Origin of the sequence: Mesorhizobium sp. C277A (assembly GCF_040324395.1) — a bacterium.
Taxonomy (GTDB): domain Bacteria; phylum Pseudomonadota; class Alphaproteobacteria; order Rhizobiales; family Rhizobiaceae; genus Mesorhizobium.
The window spans coordinates 554,108-575,841 of record NZ_JAMYVW010000002.1; the positions used below are offsets into that span (position 1 = coordinate 554,108).

25 protein-coding genes are annotated in these 21,734 nt (G+C 63.2%); 16 read left to right on the top strand and 9 right to left on the bottom strand.

Going from position 1 to position 21,734, the window contains the following annotated elements; translation table 11 throughout:
- Positions 1-126 precede the first annotated feature (126 nt).
- Together NKK52_RS02675 and NKK52_RS02680 are read left to right on the top strand one after the other, a co-directional pair.
- Positions 127-903 carry a TlyA family RNA methyltransferase gene (locus NKK52_RS02675; RefSeq protein ID WP_023685417.1) on the top strand — a complete coding sequence of 259 codons (777 nt, stop codon included), beginning with the start codon at positions 127-129 and terminating at the stop codon, positions 901-903.
- Entirely contained in the window at positions 903-2,138 is a 1,236-nt protein-coding gene (locus NKK52_RS02680) for a class I SAM-dependent RNA methyltransferase (RefSeq protein WP_023668426.1), read from the top strand. Before NKK52_RS02675 ends, NKK52_RS02680 begins: the two co-directional genes overlap by 1 nt.
- 66 nt (positions 2,139-2,204) lie before the next feature.
- Here NKK52_RS02680 and NKK52_RS02685 read toward each other — a convergent pair whose 3' ends face one another.
- The 5 genes from NKK52_RS02685 to NKK52_RS02705 form a co-directional block, all read right to left on the bottom strand.
- The gene (locus tag NKK52_RS02685) at positions 2,205-2,594 is read right to left on the bottom strand and encodes a type II toxin-antitoxin system VapC family toxin (protein ID WP_023692077.1); all 390 of its coding nucleotides are present in this window, start codon (positions 2,592-2,594) and stop codon (positions 2,205-2,207) included.
- Entirely contained in the window at positions 2,581-2,856 is a 276-nt protein-coding gene (locus tag NKK52_RS02690; RefSeq protein WP_081725433.1) for an AbrB/MazE/SpoVT family DNA-binding domain-containing protein, read from the bottom strand. Before NKK52_RS02690 ends, NKK52_RS02685 begins: the two co-directional genes overlap by 14 nt.
- Positions 2,857-2,935: 79 nt before the next feature.
- Positions 2,936-4,639, bottom strand: a complete 1,704-nt coding sequence (gene tldD, locus NKK52_RS02695; RefSeq protein ID WP_023685418.1) for a metalloprotease TldD — start codon at positions 4,637-4,639, stop codon at positions 2,936-2,938.
- Positions 4,636-4,833, bottom strand: coding sequence for a hypothetical protein (locus NKK52_RS02700; protein ID WP_155923284.1), 198 nt, complete (start codon positions 4,831-4,833; stop codon positions 4,636-4,638). Before NKK52_RS02700 ends, tldD begins: the two co-directional genes overlap by 4 nt.
- A 69-nt stretch (positions 4,834-4,902) precedes the next feature.
- Complete coding sequence (locus NKK52_RS02705) at positions 4,903-5,487, bottom strand: invasion associated locus B family protein (protein ID WP_023668422.1); 585 nt, start codon at positions 5,485-5,487, stop codon at positions 4,903-4,905.
- A 363-nt stretch (positions 5,488-5,850) separates the two neighbouring features.
- Here NKK52_RS02705 and coxB point away from each other — a divergent pair, with 363 nt between their 5' ends.
- From coxB to NKK52_RS02770, 13 genes are all read left to right on the top strand, one after another.
- On the top strand, positions 5,851-6,747 hold the full coding sequence (gene coxB / locus NKK52_RS02710; RefSeq protein WP_050485823.1) for a cytochrome c oxidase subunit II: 897 nt from the start codon (positions 5,851-5,853) through the stop codon (positions 6,745-6,747).
- Positions 6,748-6,785: 38 nt separating this feature from the next.
- Positions 6,786-8,438: a cytochrome c oxidase subunit I gene (ctaD, locus tag NKK52_RS02715; protein ID WP_023668420.1), complete on the top strand. Its 1,653-nt coding sequence runs from the start codon at positions 6,786-6,788 to the stop codon at positions 8,436-8,438.
- A 70-nt stretch (positions 8,439-8,508) separates the two neighbouring features.
- Complete coding sequence (locus NKK52_RS02720; RefSeq protein ID WP_023685421.1) at positions 8,509-9,453, top strand: heme o synthase; 945 nt, start codon at positions 8,509-8,511, stop codon at positions 9,451-9,453.
- Positions 9,450-9,605, top strand: a complete 156-nt coding sequence (locus NKK52_RS02725; RefSeq protein ID WP_023668418.1) for a cytochrome c oxidase system small membrane protein — start codon at positions 9,450-9,452, stop codon at positions 9,603-9,605. The genes NKK52_RS02720 and NKK52_RS02725 overlap by 4 nt, the downstream gene beginning before the upstream one ends.
- A gap of 8 nt (positions 9,606-9,613) precedes the next feature.
- Positions 9,614-10,240 carry a cytochrome c oxidase assembly protein gene (locus tag NKK52_RS02730; RefSeq protein ID WP_031204367.1) on the top strand — a complete coding sequence of 209 codons (627 nt, stop codon included), beginning with the start codon at positions 9,614-9,616 and terminating at the stop codon, positions 10,238-10,240.
- A 1-nt stretch (position 10,241) separates the two neighbouring features.
- Positions 10,242-11,123 (top strand): cytochrome c oxidase subunit 3, encoded by an 882-nt coding sequence (locus tag NKK52_RS02735; protein WP_023668416.1) that lies wholly within the window; start codon positions 10,242-10,244, stop codon positions 11,121-11,123.
- Between the two features lie 77 nt (positions 11,124-11,200).
- Complete coding sequence (locus NKK52_RS02740) at positions 11,201-11,341, top strand: L,D-transpeptidase family protein (RefSeq protein ID WP_023668415.1); 141 nt, start codon at positions 11,201-11,203, stop codon at positions 11,339-11,341.
- 13 nt (positions 11,342-11,354) lie between these two features.
- Positions 11,355-11,741 (top strand): DUF983 domain-containing protein, encoded by a 387-nt coding sequence (locus tag NKK52_RS02745; protein WP_023685423.1) that lies wholly within the window; start codon positions 11,355-11,357, stop codon positions 11,739-11,741.
- Positions 11,738-12,493, top strand: coding sequence for an SURF1 family protein (locus NKK52_RS02750; RefSeq protein ID WP_023685424.1), 756 nt, complete (start codon positions 11,738-11,740; stop codon positions 12,491-12,493). The genes NKK52_RS02745 and NKK52_RS02750 overlap by 4 nt, the downstream gene beginning before the upstream one ends.
- A 162-nt stretch (positions 12,494-12,655) precedes the next feature.
- Positions 12,656-13,666, top strand: a complete 1,011-nt coding sequence (gene ispH / locus NKK52_RS02755; protein ID WP_023685425.1) for a 4-hydroxy-3-methylbut-2-enyl diphosphate reductase — start codon at positions 12,656-12,658, stop codon at positions 13,664-13,666.
- A 7-nt stretch (positions 13,667-13,673) separates the two neighbouring features.
- On the top strand, positions 13,674-14,636 hold the full coding sequence (locus tag NKK52_RS02760; protein ID WP_023685426.1) for a homoserine kinase: 963 nt from the start codon (positions 13,674-13,676) through the stop codon (positions 14,634-14,636).
- Positions 14,633-15,169 (top strand): ribonuclease HI, encoded by a 537-nt coding sequence (gene rnhA, locus NKK52_RS02765; protein WP_023685427.1) that lies wholly within the window; start codon positions 14,633-14,635, stop codon positions 15,167-15,169. The genes NKK52_RS02760 and rnhA overlap by 4 nt, the downstream gene beginning before the upstream one ends.
- Positions 15,170-15,199: 30 nt before the next feature.
- Positions 15,200-15,784 (top strand): histidine phosphatase family protein, encoded by a 585-nt coding sequence (locus NKK52_RS02770; RefSeq protein WP_023685428.1) that lies wholly within the window; start codon positions 15,200-15,202, stop codon positions 15,782-15,784.
- 72 nt (positions 15,785-15,856) lie between these two features.
- On the opposite strand, the gene NKK52_RS02775 is transcribed toward NKK52_RS02770, so the two are convergent.
- The 3 genes from NKK52_RS02775 to NKK52_RS02785 all read right to left on the bottom strand — a co-directional run bounded on the left by NKK52_RS02775 (position 15,857) and on the right by NKK52_RS02785 (position 17,824).
- Positions 15,857-16,336, bottom strand: coding sequence for a DUF2938 domain-containing protein (locus tag NKK52_RS02775; RefSeq protein ID WP_023685429.1), 480 nt, complete (start codon positions 16,334-16,336; stop codon positions 15,857-15,859).
- A gap of 87 nt (positions 16,337-16,423) precedes the next feature.
- Positions 16,424-16,906, bottom strand: a complete 483-nt coding sequence (locus tag NKK52_RS02780; protein WP_023668407.1) for a peroxiredoxin — start codon at positions 16,904-16,906, stop codon at positions 16,424-16,426.
- 111 nt (positions 16,907-17,017) lie between these two features.
- Entirely contained in the window at positions 17,018-17,824 is an 807-nt protein-coding gene (locus tag NKK52_RS02785; protein ID WP_023685430.1) for a protein-disulfide reductase DsbD domain-containing protein, read from the bottom strand.
- A gap of 215 nt (positions 17,825-18,039) precedes the next feature.
- Here NKK52_RS02785 and NKK52_RS02790 point away from each other — a divergent pair, with 215 nt between their 5' ends.
- Entirely contained in the window at positions 18,040-18,648 is a 609-nt protein-coding gene (locus NKK52_RS02790; protein ID WP_023668405.1) for a YqgE/AlgH family protein, read from the top strand.
- Positions 18,649-18,843: 195 nt separating this feature from the next.
- On the opposite strand, the gene NKK52_RS02795 is transcribed toward NKK52_RS02790, so the two are convergent.
- Complete coding sequence (locus NKK52_RS02795; RefSeq protein ID WP_023706671.1) at positions 18,844-21,732, bottom strand: EAL domain-containing protein; 2,889 nt, start codon at positions 21,730-21,732, stop codon at positions 18,844-18,846.
- Between the last annotated feature and the right edge of the window lie 2 nt (positions 21,733-21,734).

The following is a 21,734-nucleotide window of genomic DNA, read 5'->3' on the forward strand; positions in this document are numbered from 1 at the left end:
TGAGCCTCTACATCTTGCCGGACTGGCTGCGCTATTCAACCGGGCGGACTGGCTTGCGGCCCGGGTCTCGACGTCCTCCTATGCCAATGTCCTTGCCTTCGCGGCCGGCTTTCGCCATGAAGGCCGATGAACTCCCCTCTGCCAGCCAGCACACGCCAGCGGCTCGACGAATTGCTCGTCCAGCGCGGCCTGTTTGCGAGCCGCTCGCGCGCCCGCGACGCGGTCGAGCGCGGCACCGTGATGGTCGACGGCGTGGTCGCCCGCAAGCCCGGCCAGACGGTTCTGCCGCACTGTCTCATCGTCATCGACGACCCGGCGCAGGGTTATGTCTCACGCGCGGCGCTGAAGCTGATCGCCGGCCTCGACCATTTCAGTCTCGATCCCGCGGGCAGTGAAGCTCTCGATATCGGCGCCTCGACAGGCGGCTTCACCCAGGTGCTGCTCGAACGCGGCGCGGCCCATGTCACTGCCGTCGATGTCGGCCACGGCCAGATGCATCCCGGTGTCTCGTCCGACCCGCGCGTCACCGTCATCGAGGGCCTCAACGCTCGCGAGCTCGCGGCTGCCGATCTCGGCGGCCGTATCCCCGATTTCATCGTCTCCGATGTCAGCTTCATCTCGTTGAAACTGGCGATGCCACCGGCGTTGGCATTGGCACGGGACGGCGCTCGTGCGGTGTTTCTGGTCAAGCCGCAATTCGAGGCCGGCCGCGAGGCGATCGGCAAGGGCGGTCTTTTGAAAGACCCTTATGACGCCGCCCGTGTGGCCGGCTTGCTGCAGGAATGGCTCGAAGGCGTCCCTGGCTGGCGTACATTGGGCTTGCACATGTCGCCGATCGAAGGCGGGGACGGCAACCGCGAATTCCTGCTTGCCGGGATCAAGGATGCCGGGGCCAAGGACTGATGAGCACGGGCTTCACCATCAAGAGACTGGGTTCGCAGGGCGACGGCGTCGCCGAGACGGAAACCGGCGAGCTGTTCATTCCCTTCACCCTGCCCGGCGAGACCGTCACCGCCGCGCGCGAGAGGGATCGCGCCATGCTGATGGCGGTATTGGAGACGTCGCCGCTGCGTATCGATCCGGCCTGCCGGCATTTCACCGAATGCGGCGGCTGCGCCGTCCAGCATCTGCAAGCCGACGCTTACCAGCAATGGAAACGCGACAAGGTCGTGCACGCCTTGAAAGGCATTGCCGGCGACATCGGCGCCCTGGTGCCGTGTGCGCCACACACACGCCGCCGCGTCGTGCTTGCCGCCAGGCGCGCCGACACAGGCATGCTGCTTGGCTTCCATCGCCATCTGTCGCCGGAAATCATCCCCATCGAGGAATGTCCGATCTCGCTGCCGGAGATCGTTGCCGCGCTCGATCGCTTGAGGTCGGTCGCCGACCTGGTTTGCGCCACCACCAAATCGTTCCGGATGGCGGTCACTGTGACGGGCTCGGGGCTTGACGTCGCTGTCTATGAGTCGGGCAAGCTGGGCGAGAACCAGCGCCGGGTCGCCTCCAACTTCATCATGGCCAATGGCTTTGCCCGGCTTTCGATCGACGACGAGATTGTCATCGAGCCGAAAAAGCCGGTGGTCATGTTCGGCACCGTCGCTGTCGCCATACCGCCTGGCGCCTTCCTGCAGGCAACGCAAGCCGCCGAGCAGACGATGGCCGATCTCGTTGGCGGACATCTGAAGCGGGCCAGGAAAGTCGCGGATCTTTTCGCCGGCTGCGGCAGCTTTGCGCTTCGGCTGGCGGCCAAATCCGAAGTCCACGCGGTCGAAGGCGACGCGGCAGCCCTTTCGGCGCTCGACCGCGGATCGCGCTTCGCCACCGGCCTGAAGCGGGTAACCGGCGAACGCCGCGACCTGTTCCGGCGGCCGCTGACGTTCAAGGAGCTGAATGCTTTCGATGGCGTCGTCTTCGACCCGCCGCGCGCCGGCGCCGAGGACCAGTCGAAGCAGATCGCCCGCTCGGATGTGCCGTTCGTCGCCGCCGTCTCCTGCAATCCGGTGACGCTGGCACGCGACCTGCGCATCCTGATTGACGGCGGCTACATCTTGAAGAGCGTCACGCCCATCGACCAGTTCCTGTGGTCGCCGCATGTCGAGGCCGTGGCGCTGCTGGAGAAGCCGAAACGGCGACGTTAATCCGCCGATTTTCACAAGGCCGTGCTTGAGTTTGCCGCCCCCCGCAAGACGTAGCCGGCTGGCAAACTAGCCTTCGCGAACGCTTTCGTACCCGGCCGCTTGTGCGGCCTTGATGAACTTACGGTCGAAGGACACAAATGCTGAGCAGTGCGAGGACTTGCCCAGATGGAGCGCATCGGCGAAATCCATTCCCGTCTCGGCTAGATCGACCGCGGAAGAGACGATCGCAGCATCCTCTATCTCGACAGTGGGAAGCCCGCCGAACACCCGCAGTGCATTGACGATCGAGGCCTGATCATAACCATAGCCGCTGCGCAGCACCCACTCAGCCTCCAGGATCACCGTGACGGCGACGAAAACGGGCTGACCGTCGATCAGCCGCCGGGCTCGCGGGGACTGCTCGGGATCGTCGTTCGTCAGATACCTGACGACAACGTTGGTATCAATCGCGAGCATGGCGCCGCCGTGCTTCAGCAAGGACGGCCGCGTCCATCTCCTCCAAGGTCTTCGGTCTGCCACTGTGCGGCAGGACACCAAAGACATCTTCTGGTCGTGTCGGGGCAAAGGCAGGCGCCGGTCTCAAAAGTACACCGTCCGGTGTGTCTTCGACCTGCAGGCGCGTGCCCGCGCCCCAGTCCCTCCGTTTGCGGATAGCGCTGGGCAGGATGACTTGTCCCTTGGTCGAGACGGTCGTTATAAGCTTTTCTATTGCACCCATTGCGGTATTACCCTTGTGTAAGACAAAGGTAAGATATCCCTGTGAGGGGAACTATTCAAGCCCGCCGACGTCTCCTCGCTCAAACCCTGGTGCCGCCGACCGTCATCTGGTTCATCCTGAGATGCGGCTGGCCGACGCCGACCGGCACGCCTTGTCCGGCCTTGCCGCACATGCCGATGCCGGTGTCGAGTTTCATGTCGTTGCCGATCATCGAAACGCGGTGCATGGCGTCCGGTCCGTTGCCGATCAGCATGGCGCCCTTTATCGGCTGCGTCACCTTGCCGTTCTCGATCATGTAGGCCTCGGTGCAGCCGAACACGAACTTGCCTGACGTGATGTCGACCTGGCCGCCGCCGAAGGATACGGCATAGATGCCGGTCTTGACCGAGGCGATGATCTCGTCCGGCTCCATGTCGCCCGCCGTCATATAGGTGTTGGTCATGCGCGGCATCGGCTGGTGCGCATAGCCTTCGCGCCGGCCGTTTCCCGTGGCTTTCATGCCCATCAGCCGGGCGTTCTGGCGGTCCTGCATGTAGCCGACAAGCTTGCCGTCCTCGATCAGCACATTGCGGGCCGAAGGCGTGCCTTCATCGTCGACGGTCAGCGAACCCCGCCGCTCCGGCATGGTGCCGTCATCGACCACGGTAACGCCCTTGGCCGCCACCTGCTGGCCCAGCAGGCCGGCGAAGGCGGACGTCTTCTTGCGGTTGAAGTCGCCTTCCAGCCCGTGGCCGACAGCCTCATGCAGCATGACGCCCGGCCAGCCGCTGGACAAAACGATGTCGAACGTTCCGGCCGGCGCGGGAATGGCTTCGAGATTGACCAGCGCCTGCCTGAGCGCCTCCCTGGCCGCATGCTTCCAGGCGTCCTCGACCAGGAACTCGCCGAACGCCTTGCGCCCGCCCATGCCATAGGAACCGCTTTCCTGGCGGTCGCCGTCGCCGACGACGACGGAAACGTTGATGCGGACCAGCGGGCGGATGTCGCGCACGATCTGGCCGTCGGCGCGCACGATCTCGACATGCTGCCAGGACGCCGCGAGCGAGGCCGTCACCTGGCGCACGCGCGGGTCCTCGGCACGCAGCCATGCGTCGATCTCCTGCAACAGCTTGGCCTTGACCTCGAAGGAAGGCGAGGGGATCGGGTTCTCCTCGCCATAGAGATGGCGGTTGGTGCGCGCGGGTGCCGCGGCAAGCGTGCCGGAATAGCCGCCCTTGACGGTCGAGACGACGTCGGCGGCGCGCAGCAGCGACGCCTCGGAAAGATCGCTGGAATGGGCGTAGCCGCTGGCCTCGCCGGCCACGGCGCGAAGGCCAAAACCCTGGTCAGTGTTGAAATTGGCGGTCTTCAGCCTGCCATTGTCGAACATCAGCGCTTCGCTCTCGCTGTATTCGAGGAACAGTTCGCCGTCGTCGGCGCCGTTCAGTGTGTCGGCGACGATCCGCTTGATGCGATCGTCTGAAATGTCGAATTGGCCGGTCAGGCTGTTCATGGCAGGTCCGCTCACAAGAGGAATGGTGTTGCCACGATGTAGGCGCGAAGACGCGCCTGCACAATCCGCAATGACGATCCGCAGCAGGTAGGAGCGGGTAACCCCGCCCCTGAACATGACATCCATCTTGAAGTTCGACCCGTCACCCGAAAAGGCCTTCACCCAGCGATATTTCTTGTTCCATTCATCGGCCTGGTCGGCCGTGAAGGGGTCGGTATAGCCCGAGGAGAACTGGATCGACTTGCACTTCTCATGGTTTTCGCAGCCATAGAAGTAGATGACATATTTCATGCCCTGAAGCCGGCCCGAGACCATCGGATCGCCCCGTCGTCCTTGTCCATCTTGGCCGAGCCATAGCCTTTCGCAAGCTCGAAAATGACGGCCGGATCGGGCGCCGTGATGATTTCGGAATCCTCGGCAAAGGCGACGGAAACGGCGCCGGTCAGGATTAGACCGGTCGACAAAAGCAAAGAACAAGCACGCATGATGACCCCCACAGCCAAAGATCAAACCCGTGGGAATTGTGAGGAAAGACGGTTTCGCAAGCATCAAGCTCAGGGCAGGGCGGCAAAACCGTCGGCGAAGCCCTTGAGGTCGACGGGGATGCCGATGCCTTCTTCCGGCGTCTGGAAGACGATGAAGGTGGCCGACGTCCCGGTCTTCAGCGTATCGAGCAGCGGCTTTTCGAGAATGACCTCGGCATAGCAGCCGTCCTGGAAGCAGCGCACGAAATAGGCGCGGCCAATATCCTTGCCGTCGACATTGAGGCCCAGGCCATTGGGCAGCAGAACGCCGAGCGGGGCCAGCACGCGCAGGATCTCGGCCTTGTTGTCGGCGGTGCGCAGGACGACGACGGACAGTCCCATTTCCGGGCGATCCTCGGCAACGACGTTCTGCATCATCACGCATTGTTCCGAGGTGGCGCCGGCCGGCGTGTCGCAGATGATCGACCACGCGCCATGCGTTGACTTGACCGTGCCGCTGGGCTGCGCTGCATTGGCGACGCCGGTTGCGGACGAGCCGATACCGATCAGGGCGGCGAGAAAAACGACCTTCGCCCCGCTTCTCGAAAGCCAAGCGCTTTTCGAATGCCAGGCGCTCTTCGAATGCCAAGCGTTTCTCGAAAGCCAAGAGGTCATGACGGCTCCATTGCGAATCACGGCACTTTAAGCCGCGCCAAGGCCAAGTAAAGGATAGGGCGACCGCCGGTCAGCCCCGGCAGGCGCAATAATGCGCTTTTCCCTAGCAAATTCGCCCGAATTGCGACCGTCGGGCGCATTCCGGACACAAGCCCGCATAGCCTGTCTGTCGACGACCCGCGCGGGCCACGAGGCCGTCGAAACAGCGCGGCAGCACTTGCGCGCAAAAATGCCGCACGGTTTCGCCCGCTCCTTTCTTGCGGAGGGAAATAGAGTATGGTTTGAACCACCCTTGGGACTGTCCGGGATTCCCATCCCGGCATTGTTCGATATTCTTGCGTCGCGATCGCGACGAACCGGGAGATGAAGAGGGCGATGAGAAAATTCCCAGCAAGCGCCAAATTGATGGCAACGGCAGGCGCCGCCGCCGCATTTTTCGCCGGTGCCTCCGCCCATGCGGCCCAGCCGCAGCCGTGGGAGATGACTTTTCAGCCGCCGGCGACAGACATGATGCGGCAGATCGAGTGGTTCGGGAACTACACGATGTGGTTCGTCGTCCCGATCACTGCTTTGGTTCTGGCGCTTCTCGCCTGGTGCATCTTCAGGTTCCGCGCCAGCAAAAACCCGGTTCCGTCCAAGACCAGCCACAACACGCTGATCGAGATCATCTGGACAGTCGGGCCGGTCGTCGTCCTGCTGTTCATCGCCATTCCCTCGTTCCAGTTGCTGACGGCGCAGTACACGCCGCCGGAAGAGGCCAAGCTGACCGTCAAGGTAACGGGCAATCAGTGGAACTGGGACTATGAGTACCAGACCGAGAACACGCTCTCCTTCAACTCGGCCATCCTGCAGGACGCCGACCGCGCCGCGATCGGCAAGGAAGACCGCAAGGTCTATCCGCGCCTGCTGGCGGTCGACAACGAGCTGGTCGTGCCGGTCAACACCATGACGCGCGTCCTGGTTACCGCAGCCGACGTGATCCATTCCTTTGCCGTTCCGGCCTTCGGCATCAAGATGGACGCGGTTCCCGGCCGCACCAACGAGACGTGGTTCAAGGCGGAAAAGGAAGGCATCTATTACGGCCAGTGCTCGCAGCTCTGCGGCAAGGACCATGCCTTCATGCCGATCGCCGTCCGCGTCGTATCCGATGCGCAGTACAAGACCTGGCTGGCAGCAGCCAAGACCGACCTCCCCGGCGCCAACAAGGCGCTGATGGCCGAGGTCGACGGTACCAACAAGGTAGCGGCCGCCGGCAATTGATGCCGCGGGTTAGCAAGAATTAGGGAACGGAGCCGACCATGGCAGAAGCTGCAGCTCACGACGACCACGACCACAAGCCCTATCATGGCTGGGTCCGGTGGGTGTACTCCACCAACCACAAGGACATCGGCACGCTCTACCTGATCTTTGCGATCTTCGCGGGCATCGTCGGCGGCGCGCTTTCGGTCGTCATCCGCATGGAGCTGCAGGAGCCGGGCATCCAGATATTCACCGGTCTGGCGCAGATGGTCTACGGCATGAACGGCGATGCCGCCATCGACGGCGGCAAGAGCATGTACAACGCCTTCGGCACCGCGCACGCGCTGATCATGATCTTCTTCATGGTCATGCCGGCGCTGATCGGCGGCTTCGCCAACTGGATGGTGCCGATCATGATCGGCGCGCCTGACATGGCCTTCCCGCGCATGAACAACATCTCGTTCTGGCTGCTGCCGCCGGCCTTCCTGCTGCTGATCGCTTCGGCTTTCATGCCGAGCGCGCCCGGCGCCTATGGCGTTGGCGGCGGCTGGACGCTCTATCCGCCGCTGTCGACCTCCGGCCAGCCCGGGCCGGCCATGGATCTGGCGATCCTGTCGATCCACATTGCCGGCGCGTCCTCGATCCTGGGCGCCATCAACTTCATCACCACCATTTTCAACATGCGCGCGCCGGGCATGACGCTGCACAAGATGCCGCTGTTTGCCTGGTCGGTTCTGATCACCGCCTTCCTGCTGCTCTTGTCGCTTCCGGTTCTGGCCGGTGGCATCACCATGCTGCTTACCGACCGCAATTTCGGCACCACCTTCTTCGCCCCGGATGGCGGCGGCGATCCGATCCTGTTCCAGCATCTGTTCTGGTTCTTCGGTCACCCCGAAGTGTACATCCTGATCCTGCCGGGCTTCGGCATCATCAGCCACATCGTCTCGACCTTCTCGAAGAAGCCGGTGTTCGGCTATCTCGGCATGGCCTACGCCATGGTCGCGATCGGCGCCGTCGGCTTCATCGTCTGGGCGCACCACATGTACACGACCGGCCTGTCGCTCGACACGCAGCGCTATTTCGTCTTTGCCACCATGGTCATCGCCGTGCCGACAGGCGTGAAGATCTTCTCCTGGATCGCGACGATGTGGGGCGGCTCGATCTCGTTCAAGACGCCGATGCTGTGGGCGCTGGGCTTCATCTTCCTGTTCACGGTCGGCGGTGTCACCGGCGTCCAGCTCGCCAATGCGGGCCTCGACCGCTCGCTGCATGACACCTATTTCGTCATTGCCCACTTCCACTATGTGCTGTCGCTTGGCGCGGTCTTCGCCATCTTCGCCGGCTGGTACTACTGGTTCCCCAAGATGACCGGCTACATGTACTCGCCGGTGATCGCCAACACCCACTTCTGGGTCACCTTCGTCGGCGTCAATTTGATCTTCTTCCCGCAGCATTTCCTCGGCCTGGCCGGCATGCCGCGCCGCACCATCGACTATCCCGACGCGTTCGCCGGCTGGAACATGGTGTCGTCCTACGGCTCCTATATATCGGCCGTCGGCGTGGTGATCTTCCTCTATGGCGTGTTCGAGGCCTTCCAGAAGAAGCGCGTCGCCGGCGCCAATCCGTGGGGCGAGGGTGCAACGACGCTCGAATGGCAGCTGCCTTCGCCGCCGCCCTTCCACCAGTGGGAACAGCTGCCGAAGATCAAGTAAGGCAGCCCGAATACGAAACCGCCGGCCCGCCGGCGGTTTCGGCCAACGGAATGATTGGACTTATGTACGCATGGCCCTTGTCGACGACCCAATGATTGACGAAGCGGGCTTTCGCATGTCGGAAGCCACGTCGGGCGATTTCTTCGCCCTGCTGAAGCCGCGCGTCATGTCGCTGGTGGTGTTCACGGCCTTTGTCGGCATGGTCGCTGCGCCCGTGGCCATCAACCCGCTGCTGGCGGTGATCGCCATCCTGGCCATTGCCATCGGCGCCGGCGCCTCTGGTGCGCTCAACATGTGGTACGACGCCGACATCGACGCAGTAATGAGCCGGACCGCCGGCCGCCCGGTACCCTCCGGCCGCATCCTGCCCGGCGAAGCCCTGAGCTTCGGCCTTGTGCTTTCGGTGCTATCGGTGATGACGCTGGGCGTACTGGTCAACTGGCTGTCGGCGGCGCTGCTTGCCTTCACCATCTTCTTCTACGCCGCCGTCTACACGATGTGGCTGAAGCGCTCGACGCCGCAGAACATCGTCATCGGCGGTGCCGCCGGCGCCATCCCGCCGGTCATCGGCTGGGCCGCGGTGACCGGAACGGTGAGCCTGGAAAGCCTCGTCCTGTTCCTGATCATCTTCCTGTGGACGCCGCCGCACTTCTGGGCGCTGGCACTGTTCAAGTCCGACGACTACGCCAAGGCCGGCATCCCGATGATGCCGAACGTCGCCGGCCAGGCCTCGACCCGCCGCCAGATCTTTGCCTACGCCCTGATCCTGGCGCCGATCGGTGTGCTGCCCTGGGTGCTCGGTTTCACTACCGCCTTCTATGGCGTCGCATCAGTGGCTCTCGGCGCCGGCTTCGTCTGGTATGCCTGGAAAGTGCTGTGCATGACCGACAGCGACCGCGTCATGAAGCCGGCCAAGGCTCTGTTCGCCTATTCGCTGCTCTACCTCTTCGCCATCTTCGCCATTTATCTTGCCGACTGTGTCGTCGGTCGCGCTTTGGCCATCGGTGGAGCATGACCATGATCGACAAGAAGCTTGAACTGGTCACGCTGACCGAAAGCCAGAAGAAGGCGCGGCGCAACCGTTCGGCGGCGATCGGCGTCGCGCTGGCGATTCTGGTCGTCATCTTCTACGTCGCGACCATCGTGAAATTCGGCCATACCGGATGAGACCGATGATGACCCGCCAGACCGTGACCGATTCCAGGAAGAAGAACACCAACCGCGTCGTCGCCGCCGTCTGCGTCGCCTTCTTCGGCGGCATGATCGGCATGGCCTACGCCGCGGTGCCGCTCTACAAGATGTTCTGCCAGGCCACCGGCTATGGCGGCACCACGCAGCGGGCCGAAAAGCAATATGCCGGCCGCATCCTCGACCGCGACATCACCGTGCGCTTCGACGCCAACACCAACGGCATTCCCTGGCAGTTCCAGCCGGTCGCCCGCTCGGTCACCATCAAGATCGGCGAGACCACGCAGGCGCATTACAGCGCCACCAACAAGTTCGACCGCGCCGTTACCGGCCGCGCCACCTTCAACGTGCAGCCGGAACTGGCGGGCCCCTACTTCAACAAGGTCGAGTGTTTCTGCTTCACCGACACGACGCTGAAGCCCGGCGAGACGCTGGACATGCCGGTCGTGTTCTATGTGGATCCCGATATCGTCAACGTGCCGGAACTGAAGGACTTGAAGACGATCACCCTGTCCTACACCATGTTCCCGGTCCAAAAGAACAAGCCGGTGGCGTCATCGACGCCGGACAGCAGCAGCAAAGTTTCAGATACCGAAGCAAATCTCGGGGGTTGATATGGCAGACGCGCACGCAAAACCACAACACGACTACCATCTCGTCAACCCGAGCCCGTGGCCCTTCCTGGGGTCGATCGGCGCGCTGGTGACTGCAGTCGGCGGCGTCGCCCTGATGCAGTATCTCAAGAACGGCGATTTTCCGATTTTCGGCCACAACATCGCAAATCCATGGCTGTTCTTCATCGGCCTGGTCATCGTCCTCTACACGATGTTTGCCTGGTGGTCGGACACCATCAAGGAAGCGCATGAGGGCCACCACACGCGCGTCGTGTCGCTGCATCTGCGCTACGGCATGATCATGTTCATCGCTTCGGAAGTGATGTTCTTCGTTGCCTGGTTCTGGGCCTATTTCGATGCCAGCCTGTTTCCGAGCGAAGTGCAGAATTACGCCCGCACCGCTTTCACTGGTGGCGTCTGGCCGCCGAAGGGTCTCGAAGTCCTCGATCCCTTCCATCTGCCGCTCTACAACACCATCATTCTGCTTCTGTCGGGCACCACGGTGACATGGGCGCACCATTCGCTTATCCATGGCGACCGCAAGGGCCTGATCAACGGCCTGGTGCTGACCGTCGGCCTCGGCATGCTGTTCACCATGGTGCAGGCCTACGAGTACATGCACGCTCCGTTCGGCTTCAAGGATTCCATCTACGGCGCCACCTTCTTCATGGCGACCGGCTTCCATGGCTTCCACGTCATCATCGGCACCATCTTCCTCCTGGTCTGCCTGATCCGCGCCTGGAAAGGCGACTTCACGCCCAAGCAGCATTTCGGCTTCGAGGCGGCTGCCTGGTACTGGCACTTCGTCGACGTGGTCTGGCTGTTCCTGTTCGCATCGATCTACGTCTGGGGATCGGTCGGCGCGGTGATCGAAGGCCACTGACGGCTTTCACCGAACCGACAAATCAGAAGGGCGGTCGCGGCAACGCGGTCGCCTTTCTTCTTTTCGGCGCCCCATCAATGGCCAACGGATTCGGCTGGTCGGGCTGGCTGCTTCAATTGGTCGACTGGACCGATGGCTGCATTGGGGTTACCGACTGCGACATGGACGAAATCTGGACTATGGTGCCGGATGGAACGCTGATCGAAATCGAGCCGTAAAGCATGACTATCCATGAGTGAAGACAGGGCGATCTGGCCACCCATCGAGCCGATCTCGGCCGGCCTGCACGGACGCTGCCCGCGCTGCGGCGAAGGACGGCTGTTTTCCGGCTTCCTCACCGTCGGCAAGCGCTGCAACAATTGCGGCCTCGACTATTCCTACGCCGATGCCGGCGACGGCCCGGCGGTGTTCGTCATCCTGATCATCGGCTTCATCGTCGTGGGGCTGGCGCTGTGGGTGGAGGTCACGCTGAGCCCGCCGCTCTGGCTGCATTTCATCATCTGGATACCGCTGGCCGTGGGACTGTGCCTGACGGCGCTGAGGTTGATCAAGGGGGTGCTGCTGACGCTTCAATACGCCAACAAGGCGGCCGAAGGCCGCCTGGACCAAGGGCAATGAGCGAGGCGCTGACCAAGCCCGCCGGCCGCTCGCGGCCGAAGACGGCATTGCTGCTCGGCCTCGGCCTGGTGGTGTTCGTCATCCTGCTCGGGCTTGGCACATGGCAGGTGCAGCGCCTGTACTGGAAGGAAGCCCTTCTGCAGACCATCGACCAGCGCACCCATTCAGCGCCGCAGCCGCTGGCGGACGTCGAGAAGGAATTCGCCGCCACCGGTGATGTCGACTACACGCCGGTCACCGTCAGCGGGACGTTCCTGCACTCCGGCGAGCGGCATTTCTACGCCACATGGGACGGCGACGCCGGCTTCAACGTCTATACCCCGCTGGCCCTCGACGATGGCCGCTATGTCCTGATCAACCGCGGCTTCGTTCCCTATGATGTCAAGGATGCCGCCAAGCGCCCGCAAGGGCAGGTGACCGGCAAGGTCACGGTCACCGGCCTGGCGCGCAACCCGCTGCCGGCCAAGCCGTCGATGATGCTGCCCGACAATGACGTGGCCAAGAACATCTTCTATTGGAAGGATCGTGATGTCATGGCGGCGAGTGCCGGCCTGCCGGCCGGTGCCGTGCTGGTGCCGATCTTCATCGACGCCGACAAGACGCCGAACCCGGGCGGGCTGCCGGTCGGCGGCGTCACCATCATCGACCTGCCGAATTCTCATCTGCAATATGCCTTCACCTGGTATGGCCTGGCGGCGGCTCTTGCCGCGGTTCTGATCGTCAGGCTGCGCGGTCCGGCAAAGACTGAATGATCCAGAGCATCACCCCGAAAAGTGGGAACCGGTTTCGGACAAGATCATGCTCCAACAAAGAGTTAGATCAGGTTGACCATTCAACCTGATCTCAACTGCCCTTGACAGGGCAGGGGTGCACACCTCATTTCGCCAAACGATACGATCAACCGATCTGGAATCATGCTGCAGACCGCCACAAAACCACCGCTGACGATCCGGCTCTGCCAGCCGCGCGGCTTTTGCGCCGGTGTCGACCGCGCGATCCAGATCGTCGTGCTGGCGTTGAAGAAATACGGCGCGCCGGTCTATGTCCGCCACGAGATCGTTCACAACCGCTATGTCGTCGAGGGCCTGCAAAGCCTTGGCGCGGTTTTCATCGAGGAACTCTCGGAAATCCCGGCCGAGCACCGCAAGTCGCCGGTTGTCTTCTCAGCCCACGGCGTGCCGAAATCGGTGCCGGCCGACGCCAAGGCACGCGAGCTCTTCTATCTCGACGCCACCTGCCCGCTGGTGTCCAAGGTGCACAAGCAGGCGATGCGCCATCAGCGGCTCGGCCGCCATGTGCTTCTGATCGGCCATGCCGGCCATCCCGAAGTGATCGGCACCATGGGCCAACTGGCTGAAGGCGCCGTCACGCTGATCGAGACCGAAGCCGACGCTGGGACCTTTGCCCCCGCCGACCCGGAAGCGCTCGGCTTCGTAAGCCAGACAACGTTGTCGGTCGAAGACACTGCCGGCATATTGCGGGTGCTGCAGGAGCGCTTCCCGCAACTGCATGCACCGGCCGCCGAATCGATCTGCTACGCCACCACCAACCGCCAGGAAGCGGTCAAGGAAACCGCCGCCGGCGCCGATCTCTATCTGATCGTCGGTGCGCCCAATTCCTCCAATTCGCGCCGTCTTGTCGAAGTGGCGGAGCGCGCCGGCGCCACCATGTCGCTTCTCGTACAGCGCGCCGCCGAAATTCCGTGGAATGACATCACAAACATCTCGACGCTCGGCCTGTCTGCCGGCGCGTCGGCGCCGGAGATCATCGTCGACGAGATCATCGATGCCTTCCGCCAGCGCTTCGAGGTGACCATCGACCTGGCGATCACCGCCACCGAAACGGAGGATTTTCCAGTCATGCGGGTTCTGCGCGATGTCGAACTGACGCGGGCCGACATGGCCTTCGTCAACGGAGCCGCGTGAACAGCCCATGGCGGTCTACACCGACGTCAATGAGGGCGAACTCGGCGCGTTCCTGAGGGCATATCCGGTCGGCGAACTCTTGTCCTACAAGGGGATCGCCGAAGGCACCGAGAATTCGAACTTTTTGCTGCACACCTCAAGCGGCTCTTACATACTGACGCTTTACGAGAAGCGCGTCGACAAGGCCGACCTGCCGTTCTTCCTCGGCCTGATGGGCCATCTCGCCCGCAAAGGCATTTCCTGCCCGTTGCCGGTGACCGCGCATGACGGCACCGTCATCGGCACGCTGGCCGGCCGCCCCGCGGTCATCATCACCTTCCTCGAAGGCCTGTCGCTGCGGCGGCCGACAGCGGCGCATTGCGCGGAGGTCGGCAAGGCGCTCGCCGCCCTGCATCTCGCCGGCCAGGATTTTGCGATGACGCGTGACAACGCGCTCGCCATCGAGGGCTGGCGCAAACTCTGGAATGCCTCGCGCGACCGAGCCGACGAGGTCGAGCCGGGACTGGCGGCCGAGGTCGACGCGGATTTCGCGGATTTCGAACGCCATTGGCCGCAGGGCCTGCCGGCAGGCATCATCCATGCCGATCTGTTTCCCGACAATGTCTTCTTCCTCGGCGAGAAACTGTCCGGCCTCATCGACTTCTATTTCGCCTGCCACGACCTCTACGCCTATGACGTCGCCACCTGTCTCAACGCCTGGTGTTTCGAGAAGGATTTCTCCTTCAACCTGACCAAAGGCACGGCGCTGCTGGCCGGCTATCAGAGCGTGCGGCCTTTGAGCGAGGGCGAGAAAGCAGCGCTGCCGATTCTTTCGCGCGGCTCGGCGCTGCGCTTTATGCTGACCCGGCTCTATGACTGGCTGACCGTTCCCGACGGCGGGCTGGTCATGAAGCGCGATCCGACCGAATATATCCGCCGCATGCGCTTCCACCGCGCGATCAAGTCGCCTTCGGAATACGGACTGACATGACCAAGCAGGTCGAAATCTTCACCGACGGTGCCTGCTCGGGCAATCCCGGTCCCGGCGGCTGGGGCGCCATCCTGCGCTTCAACGGCAAGACCAAGGAATTGTCGGGCGGCGAGGCCGAGACGACCAATAACCGTATGGAGCTGCTGGCCGCCATCTCGGCGCTGAATGCGCTGAAGGAGCCGTGCGCCGTCGAGCTTCACACCGACAGCAAATATGTCATGGACGGTATCTCCAAATGGATCCACGGCTGGAAGAAAAACGGCTGGAAGACCGCCGACAAGAAGCCGGTCAAGAACGGTGAACTGTGGCAGGCGCTGGATGAGGCCAATCGGCGCCACAAGGTGACCTGGAACTGGGTCAAGGGCCATGCCGGCCACACCGAGAACGAACGCGCCGACGAACTCGCAAGGGAAGGTATGGCGCCGTTCAAGAGGGGCTCAGCCAAACCTGCGGCGCCGAAAGTGGCGCTGAAGCCGGCGGCATCCGAGAAACAGCCGGCGCCACGGGCACGGCGCTCGACCCAAAGCTATTGAGCTCAAGCTATCGGCAATGGGATCTCACTCATGCCGATCGTATACTACATCACCCATCCCCAGGTTCAGATCGATGCCAACGTTCCCGTGCCGCACTGGGGGCTGTCCGAGATCGGACGAGCGCGAGCATCAGCCATGCTCGATCAGCCATGGGTCGGATCGATCCGCCGTGTCGTCTCGTCGGCCGAGCGCAAGGCGATCGAAACCGCCGAGATCCTTGGCAAACACCTCGGCCTCGCGGTCGAGGTGAAGGAGCGCATGCATGAGAACGATCGGTCGGCAACCGGCTTCCTGCCGCCGCCGGAGTTCGAGGCGGTCGCCGACCAGTTCTTCGCCAACCCGCACAAAAGCATCCGCGGCTGGGAGCGGGCCATCGATGCCCAGCAACGCATTGTCAGCGAGGTCGAAACGGTGCTGGGTGCTGCCGATGGCGGCGACATTGCCTTCGTCGGCCATGGCGGCGTCGGAACGCTCTTGCTGCTCTCGCTCAGCGGCCGCGCAATCAGCCGCGCGGCGGATCAGCCGGCCGGCGGCGGCAACTACTTCGCCTATGATGTCGGCACGCGCCGCGTCGTCCACGGATGGCGGTCGATAGACAGTCTGGCGCCGCGCTAAAGCGGATGTCAGGATATCATCGATACCGTAGCCGCGATGAAGCCGCGCGCGACCAACGGATAGAACCCGTCCTCAGCGGATCAGCAGGGCCGTGCCGTAGAGGCCGAGCGCGAACACCGTGTGCGAGATCACGTTGAAGGCGCGGATCTGTATCGCGTTGGGGCGCTTTGAGGCAGCCCAGCCGGCGCCCATGCCGGGCGCCAGCAGGAACCAGCCGGCGCCGATGGTGACCATGCCGAGGATGAAGGCCGGCAGGAAGGTCGGCGCGTCCAGCCATGCCGTGCCCGCCAGCGCCACCAGGATGAAGCCGTAGACGATGCCGGTGACATAGTGGAAAGCCCAGCCCAGCGCCTGCTCATGCGCATAGGGCGCGGCTTGTGCGATGTCGTCGTGGAAAACCTTGCCTTCCCTGAGGTGCCAGACCCAGCGGCCGGGCGGCCCCCAGTTCGGCCGCGGCTGACTGAGCGCCAGATGCAGGAACATCGCCCAGAGATCCATCAGCACCGTGGCGCCGATGCCAATCGCAATGCTGCGCCAGATGATGTCAAACATCGTCGATGTCCCCCAAAGCAGGCAATCCGGCTGGAAGCGCGTGGTCGTCAGGCCATCGCGTTCATGAGCCGAGGCGGCCGCCGCGGTTTAGAGCTGGCTCAGAATGTGAGCGGCACCCGACGTGTCGACTCCTGGCTTGGTCTCGACGTTGAGCGCGGTGACCTTGCCATTGTCGACGATCATCGAGAAGCGCTTCGAGCGCAATCCCATGCCGCCGCTGGAATAGTCGGAGTCGAGGCCGATCGACTTGGCGAAGTCGCCATTGCCGTCGGCGAGATAGAGGATCTTGCCTTGACCGCCGGTGAAATTGGCCCAGGCACCCATGACATGGACGTCGTTGACCGACACGACGGCGATGGTGTCGACGCCGCGGGCCAGGATGGCATCGTGGTTCTCAAGATAGCCCGGCAGGTGGTTGTTGCTGCAGGTCGGCGTGAACGCCCCGGGAACACCGAACAGCACCACTTTCTTGCCCGCAAAAATCTCGGCCGAGGTGATCACCTTGGCGCCGTCGGCGGTCATTTCCTTGAAGGTCGCGTCGGGCAGTTTGTCGCCAACGGCAATCGTCATGATGGTCCTCGTGTGAAAAGCAGGGAAGGTTTCTTGCGATAGCGAAATCGGGCATCTCCCGCAACCGCCGACAAGGCCTGGATCAAGGGAAAGCCTGGATCGGGTTCCGTTTCAGGGGAACGGCAGAACGCCCTCGACCGCGCCTTCGGCACTTGTCAGGGTGTAATACAACCCGCCATCGGTCGGTGTCGTCGACGGCCGGTCGAGGATCGGAATGGTAAATACCAGCCGGCCGTCCTTTTCGTTGCGTGCAGGCGCCCCGAACATATAGTCGCGTCCCCCGGCGACGAATAAATCCGCCGCCTCCGGATCTCCGGGAAAAGTCGCCTCGACGATCAGCGTCTCATGGTCGCCCGGCAGCACCTTGATCCCGAAATCGGGCTTGGCAGGCGCGGGCAAGGTGGCGAGTGCAGCCTTCACCAGCGCCGCATCCTCGGCATTGTCGGGATCGGCGCCGGGATCGACGCTCAGCCGCGTCTGCACCGGAATACAGATCGTCTCGCAGATGCCAAGAAAGATGTCGGCATCGATGACGGCCGCATCCCCAGGCGACGACAAAGTGAATGTCACCGGCAGCGAGACCGGATGGTTGTAGCCGGCCCATTTGCCGTAGCCGTCGTCATGGCGCTGCGGCGGCGGGAAGGAAAACGCCGCATCGGTGATGTTGGTGCTGGCCGAAACGTCGATCTGCGGCGGCACGCCGGCGTCGCCCGGATCGCGCCAATAAGTTTTCCAGCCGGGCTTGAGCGCGATGTCGAGCACGCCCTGTATGCGGCCGGCCTCGTCGGCCTTGCCTGTTGTCACCAGCCGCACCCTGCCGCCTTCGCTGTTGTACCAGTCGGAAGACGAGGCGGCGGCGGGAAGGGCTACTCCGCATCCGATGGCGGCGCCGAGCAGCAGGATTTTCAAGCTTTGCATGGCGTTGATTTGATCGTCAGTTCATGGCCGCGCAATGTTTTCATGGCGCTCTGCGTATCATATTTGCGTGACCTTCGGGCAAGGAACAGTTGGGTTCAAGCAATCGGCCGAGCAAAGTTTACAGCCAGGAATCCGTTGTTCCAACCGTCGGGCTTTGGCCGAATCCCACGCCACGCATCTTTTCGGCGTCCCGGAAACGCGTTACGCTCCCGTCCATGGACTTGTTGCGCCACAAAAAGACGGCCGGTGGACGCGGCTTTCTTGACGACCAGTTTCTGATTGCCATGCCCGGCATGAAGGACGATCGCTTCACGCGCTCGGTCATCTACATCTGTGCGCACAGCGATGAAGGCGCCATGGGCCTGATCATCAACCAGACGCAACAGATGCTGTTTCCCGATCTTCTGGTGCAGCTCGGCATCATGAACGAGCAGGAGGCGATCAGGCTGCCGGCGCAGGCCCGCGACTTCGTCGTGCGCAATGGCGGCCCGGTGGACCGCAGCCGCGGCTTCGTCCTGCACTCGGGCGACTACCGGGTGGAATCCTCGCTCACCGTCTCCGACGATATCTGCCTGACCGCGACGGTCGACATATTGCGCGCCATCTCGTCCGGCCGCGGCCCGCGGCGCGCGTTGATGGCGCTCGGCTATTCCGGCTGGGGCGCCGGCCAGCTGGAAACCGAGATCGCCGAGAATGGCTGGCTGACCTGTCCGGCCACGCCGGAGCTTCTGTTCGACGCCGACATCGAGCGCAAATACGACCGCATCCTGGCATCGATCGGGATTGATCTGGCGCATTTGAGCCTGGCCGCGGGGCACGCCTGAGGCCTCGCCTCGCCGACGTTCCGCCGAACCTTCGCGACTAGCCGAAGCCGCCCGCCACTTTCGTCATCCTAGGGTCTGCGCTGCGTCGCTGCGCTCCTTGCTTCGCCCTAGGATGACGAAGGCGCGGTCGCTTCAGCTAATTTTCGGGGTTCATTCCAATGTAACCACGCGCCTGCACGACGCATGCCTCACCCATCACGCCTGCGTCATCGGGTACTGCTCTTTCAACGCCTTCAGCACCTGGTCGCCTGGCATCGGCGCGCCGAACATGAAGCTTTGCACATATTCGCAGCCCATCTGGCGCAATTCCAGCGCATCGCTTTCGTCGGAAATGCCCTCGGCCACCACCGACAGGCCGAGTTCATGCGCCATGTTGACCATGGATTTGAGCAGCACCGCCCGCTTCGGCGTCGCGTCGTCGACGAAGCTCTTGTCGATCTTGATGGTGTCGAAGGGGAAGCGGGTCAGATAGGCGAGCGAGGAATAGCCGGTGCCGAAATCGTCCAGCGACAGGCCGATGCCGAGCTGCTTGAGTTTGGTCAGCACATGCGAGGTCTGCTCTGGATTGTCCATGACCAGCGATTCGGTAAGTTCGAGCCGGAAGCAGCGCGGCTTCAGATTGGCGCGGGCGATGACCGAGCGGACATCGCTGACCAGGTCGCGGCGGATCAGCTGGCGGCTGGACAGATTGACCGACACCGACAGCGGGGTGTCGCCGATCTGCTTTTGCCAGCCGGCGAGGTCTTCGGCCGCCTGCTGCATGGCAAACAGCCCAAGCTGCACGATCAGGCCACAGCTTTCGGCGACCGGAATGAAATCGCCGGGCGGGATCATGCCGCGGCGCGGATGGTCCCAACGCAGCAGCGCTTCGAAGCCGGCAATGCTGCCGTCCTCCAGCCGCACGATCGGCTGGTAGGCAAGGGTGAATTCGCGCCGCTCGATGGCGCGGCGCAGATCGGATTCGAATTGCAGCCGGTCGGTGCCGACGGTGCGGAAGGCCGGCCGGAACGGCTCGATCCTGTCGCCGCCGAAGCGCTTGGCCTGGTGCATGGCAAGCTCGGCGTCCTTGACCATGTCTTCTGCCGAAGTCTGCGCCGAGGTCCAGGTGATCAGGCCGATCGAGGCGGTCAGCACGATCTCGCGCTTGGCGAAGGTGATCGGGTTGTTGATCGCGTGCTTGATGGCGTCTGCCACCGCCGCGATGCGGGAGGGTTCCTGTTCGGAGAGCAGCATCAGGGCGAACTGGTCACCGGCAAAGCGCGACAGCGAATCCTTCGGTTTCAACAGCCGGTGCAAGCGGCGCGCAATGGTGAGCAGGATGGTGTCGCCGGCCGAGATGCCAAGCCCGTCATTGACCTGCTTGAAACGGTCGATGTCGATGACGAAGACGGTGGGGCGCACCTTCTCTTCGGTGCGCGCGATCGAGATGATGGCTTCCAGCCGGTTCATCAGAAGTTCGCGGTTGGGCAGGCCGGTCAGATTGTCGTGAACGGCATCGTGCAGCAGCCTTTCCTCGGACTTTTTCTGCTCGGTGACGTCGACCATGGTGCCGACGCAGCGAATCACTTCGCCATCCGAGCCGATCACCGGCCGCGCCCGAAGCAAGAACCAGTGGTAGTGCCCGTCGGCGCCGCGCAGGCGGAAATTCTGCGAGACCCGGCCGCGCCGATGTTCGAGCACCACGTCGAGCGTGGTGCGGAACGTGTCGCGGTCGTCGGCATGCAGCACCGGCAGCCAGTTGCGGGCCGCACCCCCCAGGCTGTTGGGCGCCAGGCCAAGCTGGATGCTGACGTCGGGCTTGGTGACGACGCGGTCGCGCAGCACGTCCCAGTCCCACACCGTGTCGCCGGAGCCGGCGACGGCCAGCGCCTGGCGCTCAAGATCGGAGAACAGGCCCTGATGCAGCGCGCCGCCGGCAAAGGCATGCTGCATGACGGTGAAGCCGATCAAAAGGATGATCAGGATCAGCCCGCCGCCCAATGCCGGCTGGGCGATGTCGTTGTCGAGCATGCCGGTGATCGCCATCCACGACCCGCACAGCCATAGCAGCACCATCACCCAACTGGGCACCAGCATGATCGCACGGTCGTAACCACGAAGACCGAGCAGGATGATGAGGCCGAGCCCGGTCAGCGCGGTGGCGGCAAAGGACAGCCGGGCAATACCGGCGGCGACGGCCGGATCGATGATGGCCACACCCGCAATCAGCACCAGACCGAGGATCCAGACCAGCGCGCCATAGCTGAAATGGCCGTGCCACCGGTTGAGGTTGAGATAGGCGAACAGGAACACCACGAAGGTCGCCGCAAGCGCCACCTCCGTTCCCGCCCGCCACATCTGCTCGTTCCCGGGCGATATCTCTATGATCTTGTTTAGAAAGCCGAAATCGACGCAGATATAGGCAAGTACCGCCCACGCAAGTGCGGCTGTCGCCGGAAACATCGAGGTTCCCTTGACGACGAAAAGGATGGTCAGGAAGAGCGCCAGCAACCCGGCGATGCCGATGACGATGCCACGGAACAGCGTATAGGAATTGACCGAGTCCTTGTAGGCTTCCGGCTCCCATAGATAGACCTGCGGCAGCTTCGGCGAGGCGAGTTCGGCGATGAAGGTGATCACCGTTCCCGGGTTCAGCGTTACCCGGAACACGTCGGCGTCGGAGCTTGACTGGCGGTCGAGCGCGAAGCCCTCGCTGGGGGTGATCGCGGCGATGCGGGTGGCGCCGAGATCGGGCCAGAAGATGCCGGAATTCACCAGCCGGAAATGCGGCGCCACGATCAGCCGGTCGAGCTGCTGGTCGGTGGTGTTGGCGAGCGCGAACACCGCCCAGTCGCCGCTCGAGCGCGCGTCATTGGCCTCGACCTCGATGCGCCGCACGATGCCGTCGGGACCGGGCGCGGTCGACACCTGGAAGTTTTCGCCCTGATTGACGTAGATCTGGACGGCGCGCGACAGGTCGAGCGCGACATCGTCGCGGGCAATCTTGATCGGTTCGACGGCGAAGGCCGGGAGCGCCGCGCAAAGCGTGACGACAACCGCCAGAACAAAGGCCAACAGCGACCCGTTTCGCAGGAAATTCGTCAAAA

Coding starts and splice junctions, on each gene's coding strand:
- ctaD (WP_023668420.1), top strand. CDS start 6,786: ATGGCAGAAGCTGCAGCTCACGACGACCACGACCACAAGCCCTATCAT.
- NKK52_RS02720 (WP_023685421.1), top strand. CDS start 8,509: ATGGCCCTTGTCGACGACCCAATGATTGACGAAGCGGGCTTTCGCATG.
- NKK52_RS02690 (WP_081725433.1), bottom strand. CDS start 2,856: ATGGGTGCAATAGAAAAGCTTATAACGACCGTCTCGACCAAGGGACAA.
- NKK52_RS02685 (WP_023692077.1), bottom strand. CDS start 2,594: ATGCTCGCGATTGATACCAACGTTGTCGTCAGGTATCTGACGAACGAC.
- NKK52_RS02700 (WP_155923284.1), bottom strand. CDS start 4,833: ATGCGTGCTTGTTCTTTGCTTTTGTCGACCGGTCTAATCCTGACCGGC.
- NKK52_RS02745 (WP_023685423.1), top strand. CDS start 11,355: ATGAGTGAAGACAGGGCGATCTGGCCACCCATCGAGCCGATCTCGGCC.
- NKK52_RS02740 (WP_023668415.1), top strand. CDS start 11,201: ATGGCCAACGGATTCGGCTGGTCGGGCTGGCTGCTTCAATTGGTCGAC.
- NKK52_RS02725 (WP_023668418.1), top strand. CDS start 9,450: ATGACCATGATCGACAAGAAGCTTGAACTGGTCACGCTGACCGAAAGC.
- NKK52_RS02705 (WP_023668422.1), bottom strand. CDS start 5,487: ATGACCTCTTGGCTTTCGAGAAACGCTTGGCATTCGAAGAGCGCCTGG.
- NKK52_RS02780 (WP_023668407.1), bottom strand. CDS start 16,906: ATGACGATTGCCGTTGGCGACAAACTGCCCGACGCGACCTTCAAGGAA.
- NKK52_RS02675 (WP_023685417.1), top strand. CDS start 127: ATGAACTCCCCTCTGCCAGCCAGCACACGCCAGCGGCTCGACGAATTG.
- NKK52_RS02785 (WP_023685430.1), bottom strand. CDS start 17,824: ATGCAAAGCTTGAAAATCCTGCTGCTCGGCGCCGCCATCGGATGCGGA.
- NKK52_RS02730 (WP_031204367.1), top strand. CDS start 9,614: ATGACCCGCCAGACCGTGACCGATTCCAGGAAGAAGAACACCAACCGC.
- coxB (WP_050485823.1), top strand. CDS start 5,851: ATGAAGAGGGCGATGAGAAAATTCCCAGCAAGCGCCAAATTGATGGCA.
- NKK52_RS02775 (WP_023685429.1), bottom strand. CDS start 16,336: ATGTTTGACATCATCTGGCGCAGCATTGCGATTGGCATCGGCGCCACG.
- NKK52_RS02735 (WP_023668416.1), top strand. CDS start 10,242: ATGGCAGACGCGCACGCAAAACCACAACACGACTACCATCTCGTCAAC.
- NKK52_RS02760 (WP_023685426.1), top strand. CDS start 13,674: ATGGCGGTCTACACCGACGTCAATGAGGGCGAACTCGGCGCGTTCCTG.
- NKK52_RS02790 (WP_023668405.1), top strand. CDS start 18,040: ATGGACTTGTTGCGCCACAAAAAGACGGCCGGTGGACGCGGCTTTCTT.
- rnhA (WP_023685427.1), top strand. CDS start 14,633: ATGACCAAGCAGGTCGAAATCTTCACCGACGGTGCCTGCTCGGGCAAT.
- NKK52_RS02680 (WP_023668426.1), top strand. CDS start 903: ATGAGCACGGGCTTCACCATCAAGAGACTGGGTTCGCAGGGCGACGGC.
- ispH (WP_023685425.1), top strand. CDS start 12,656: ATGCTGCAGACCGCCACAAAACCACCGCTGACGATCCGGCTCTGCCAG.
- NKK52_RS02770 (WP_023685428.1), top strand. CDS start 15,200: ATGCCGATCGTATACTACATCACCCATCCCCAGGTTCAGATCGATGCC.
- tldD (WP_023685418.1), bottom strand. CDS start 4,639: ATGAAATATGTCATCTACTTCTATGGCTGCGAAAACCATGAGAAGTGC.
- NKK52_RS02750 (WP_023685424.1), top strand. CDS start 11,738: ATGAGCGAGGCGCTGACCAAGCCCGCCGGCCGCTCGCGGCCGAAGACG.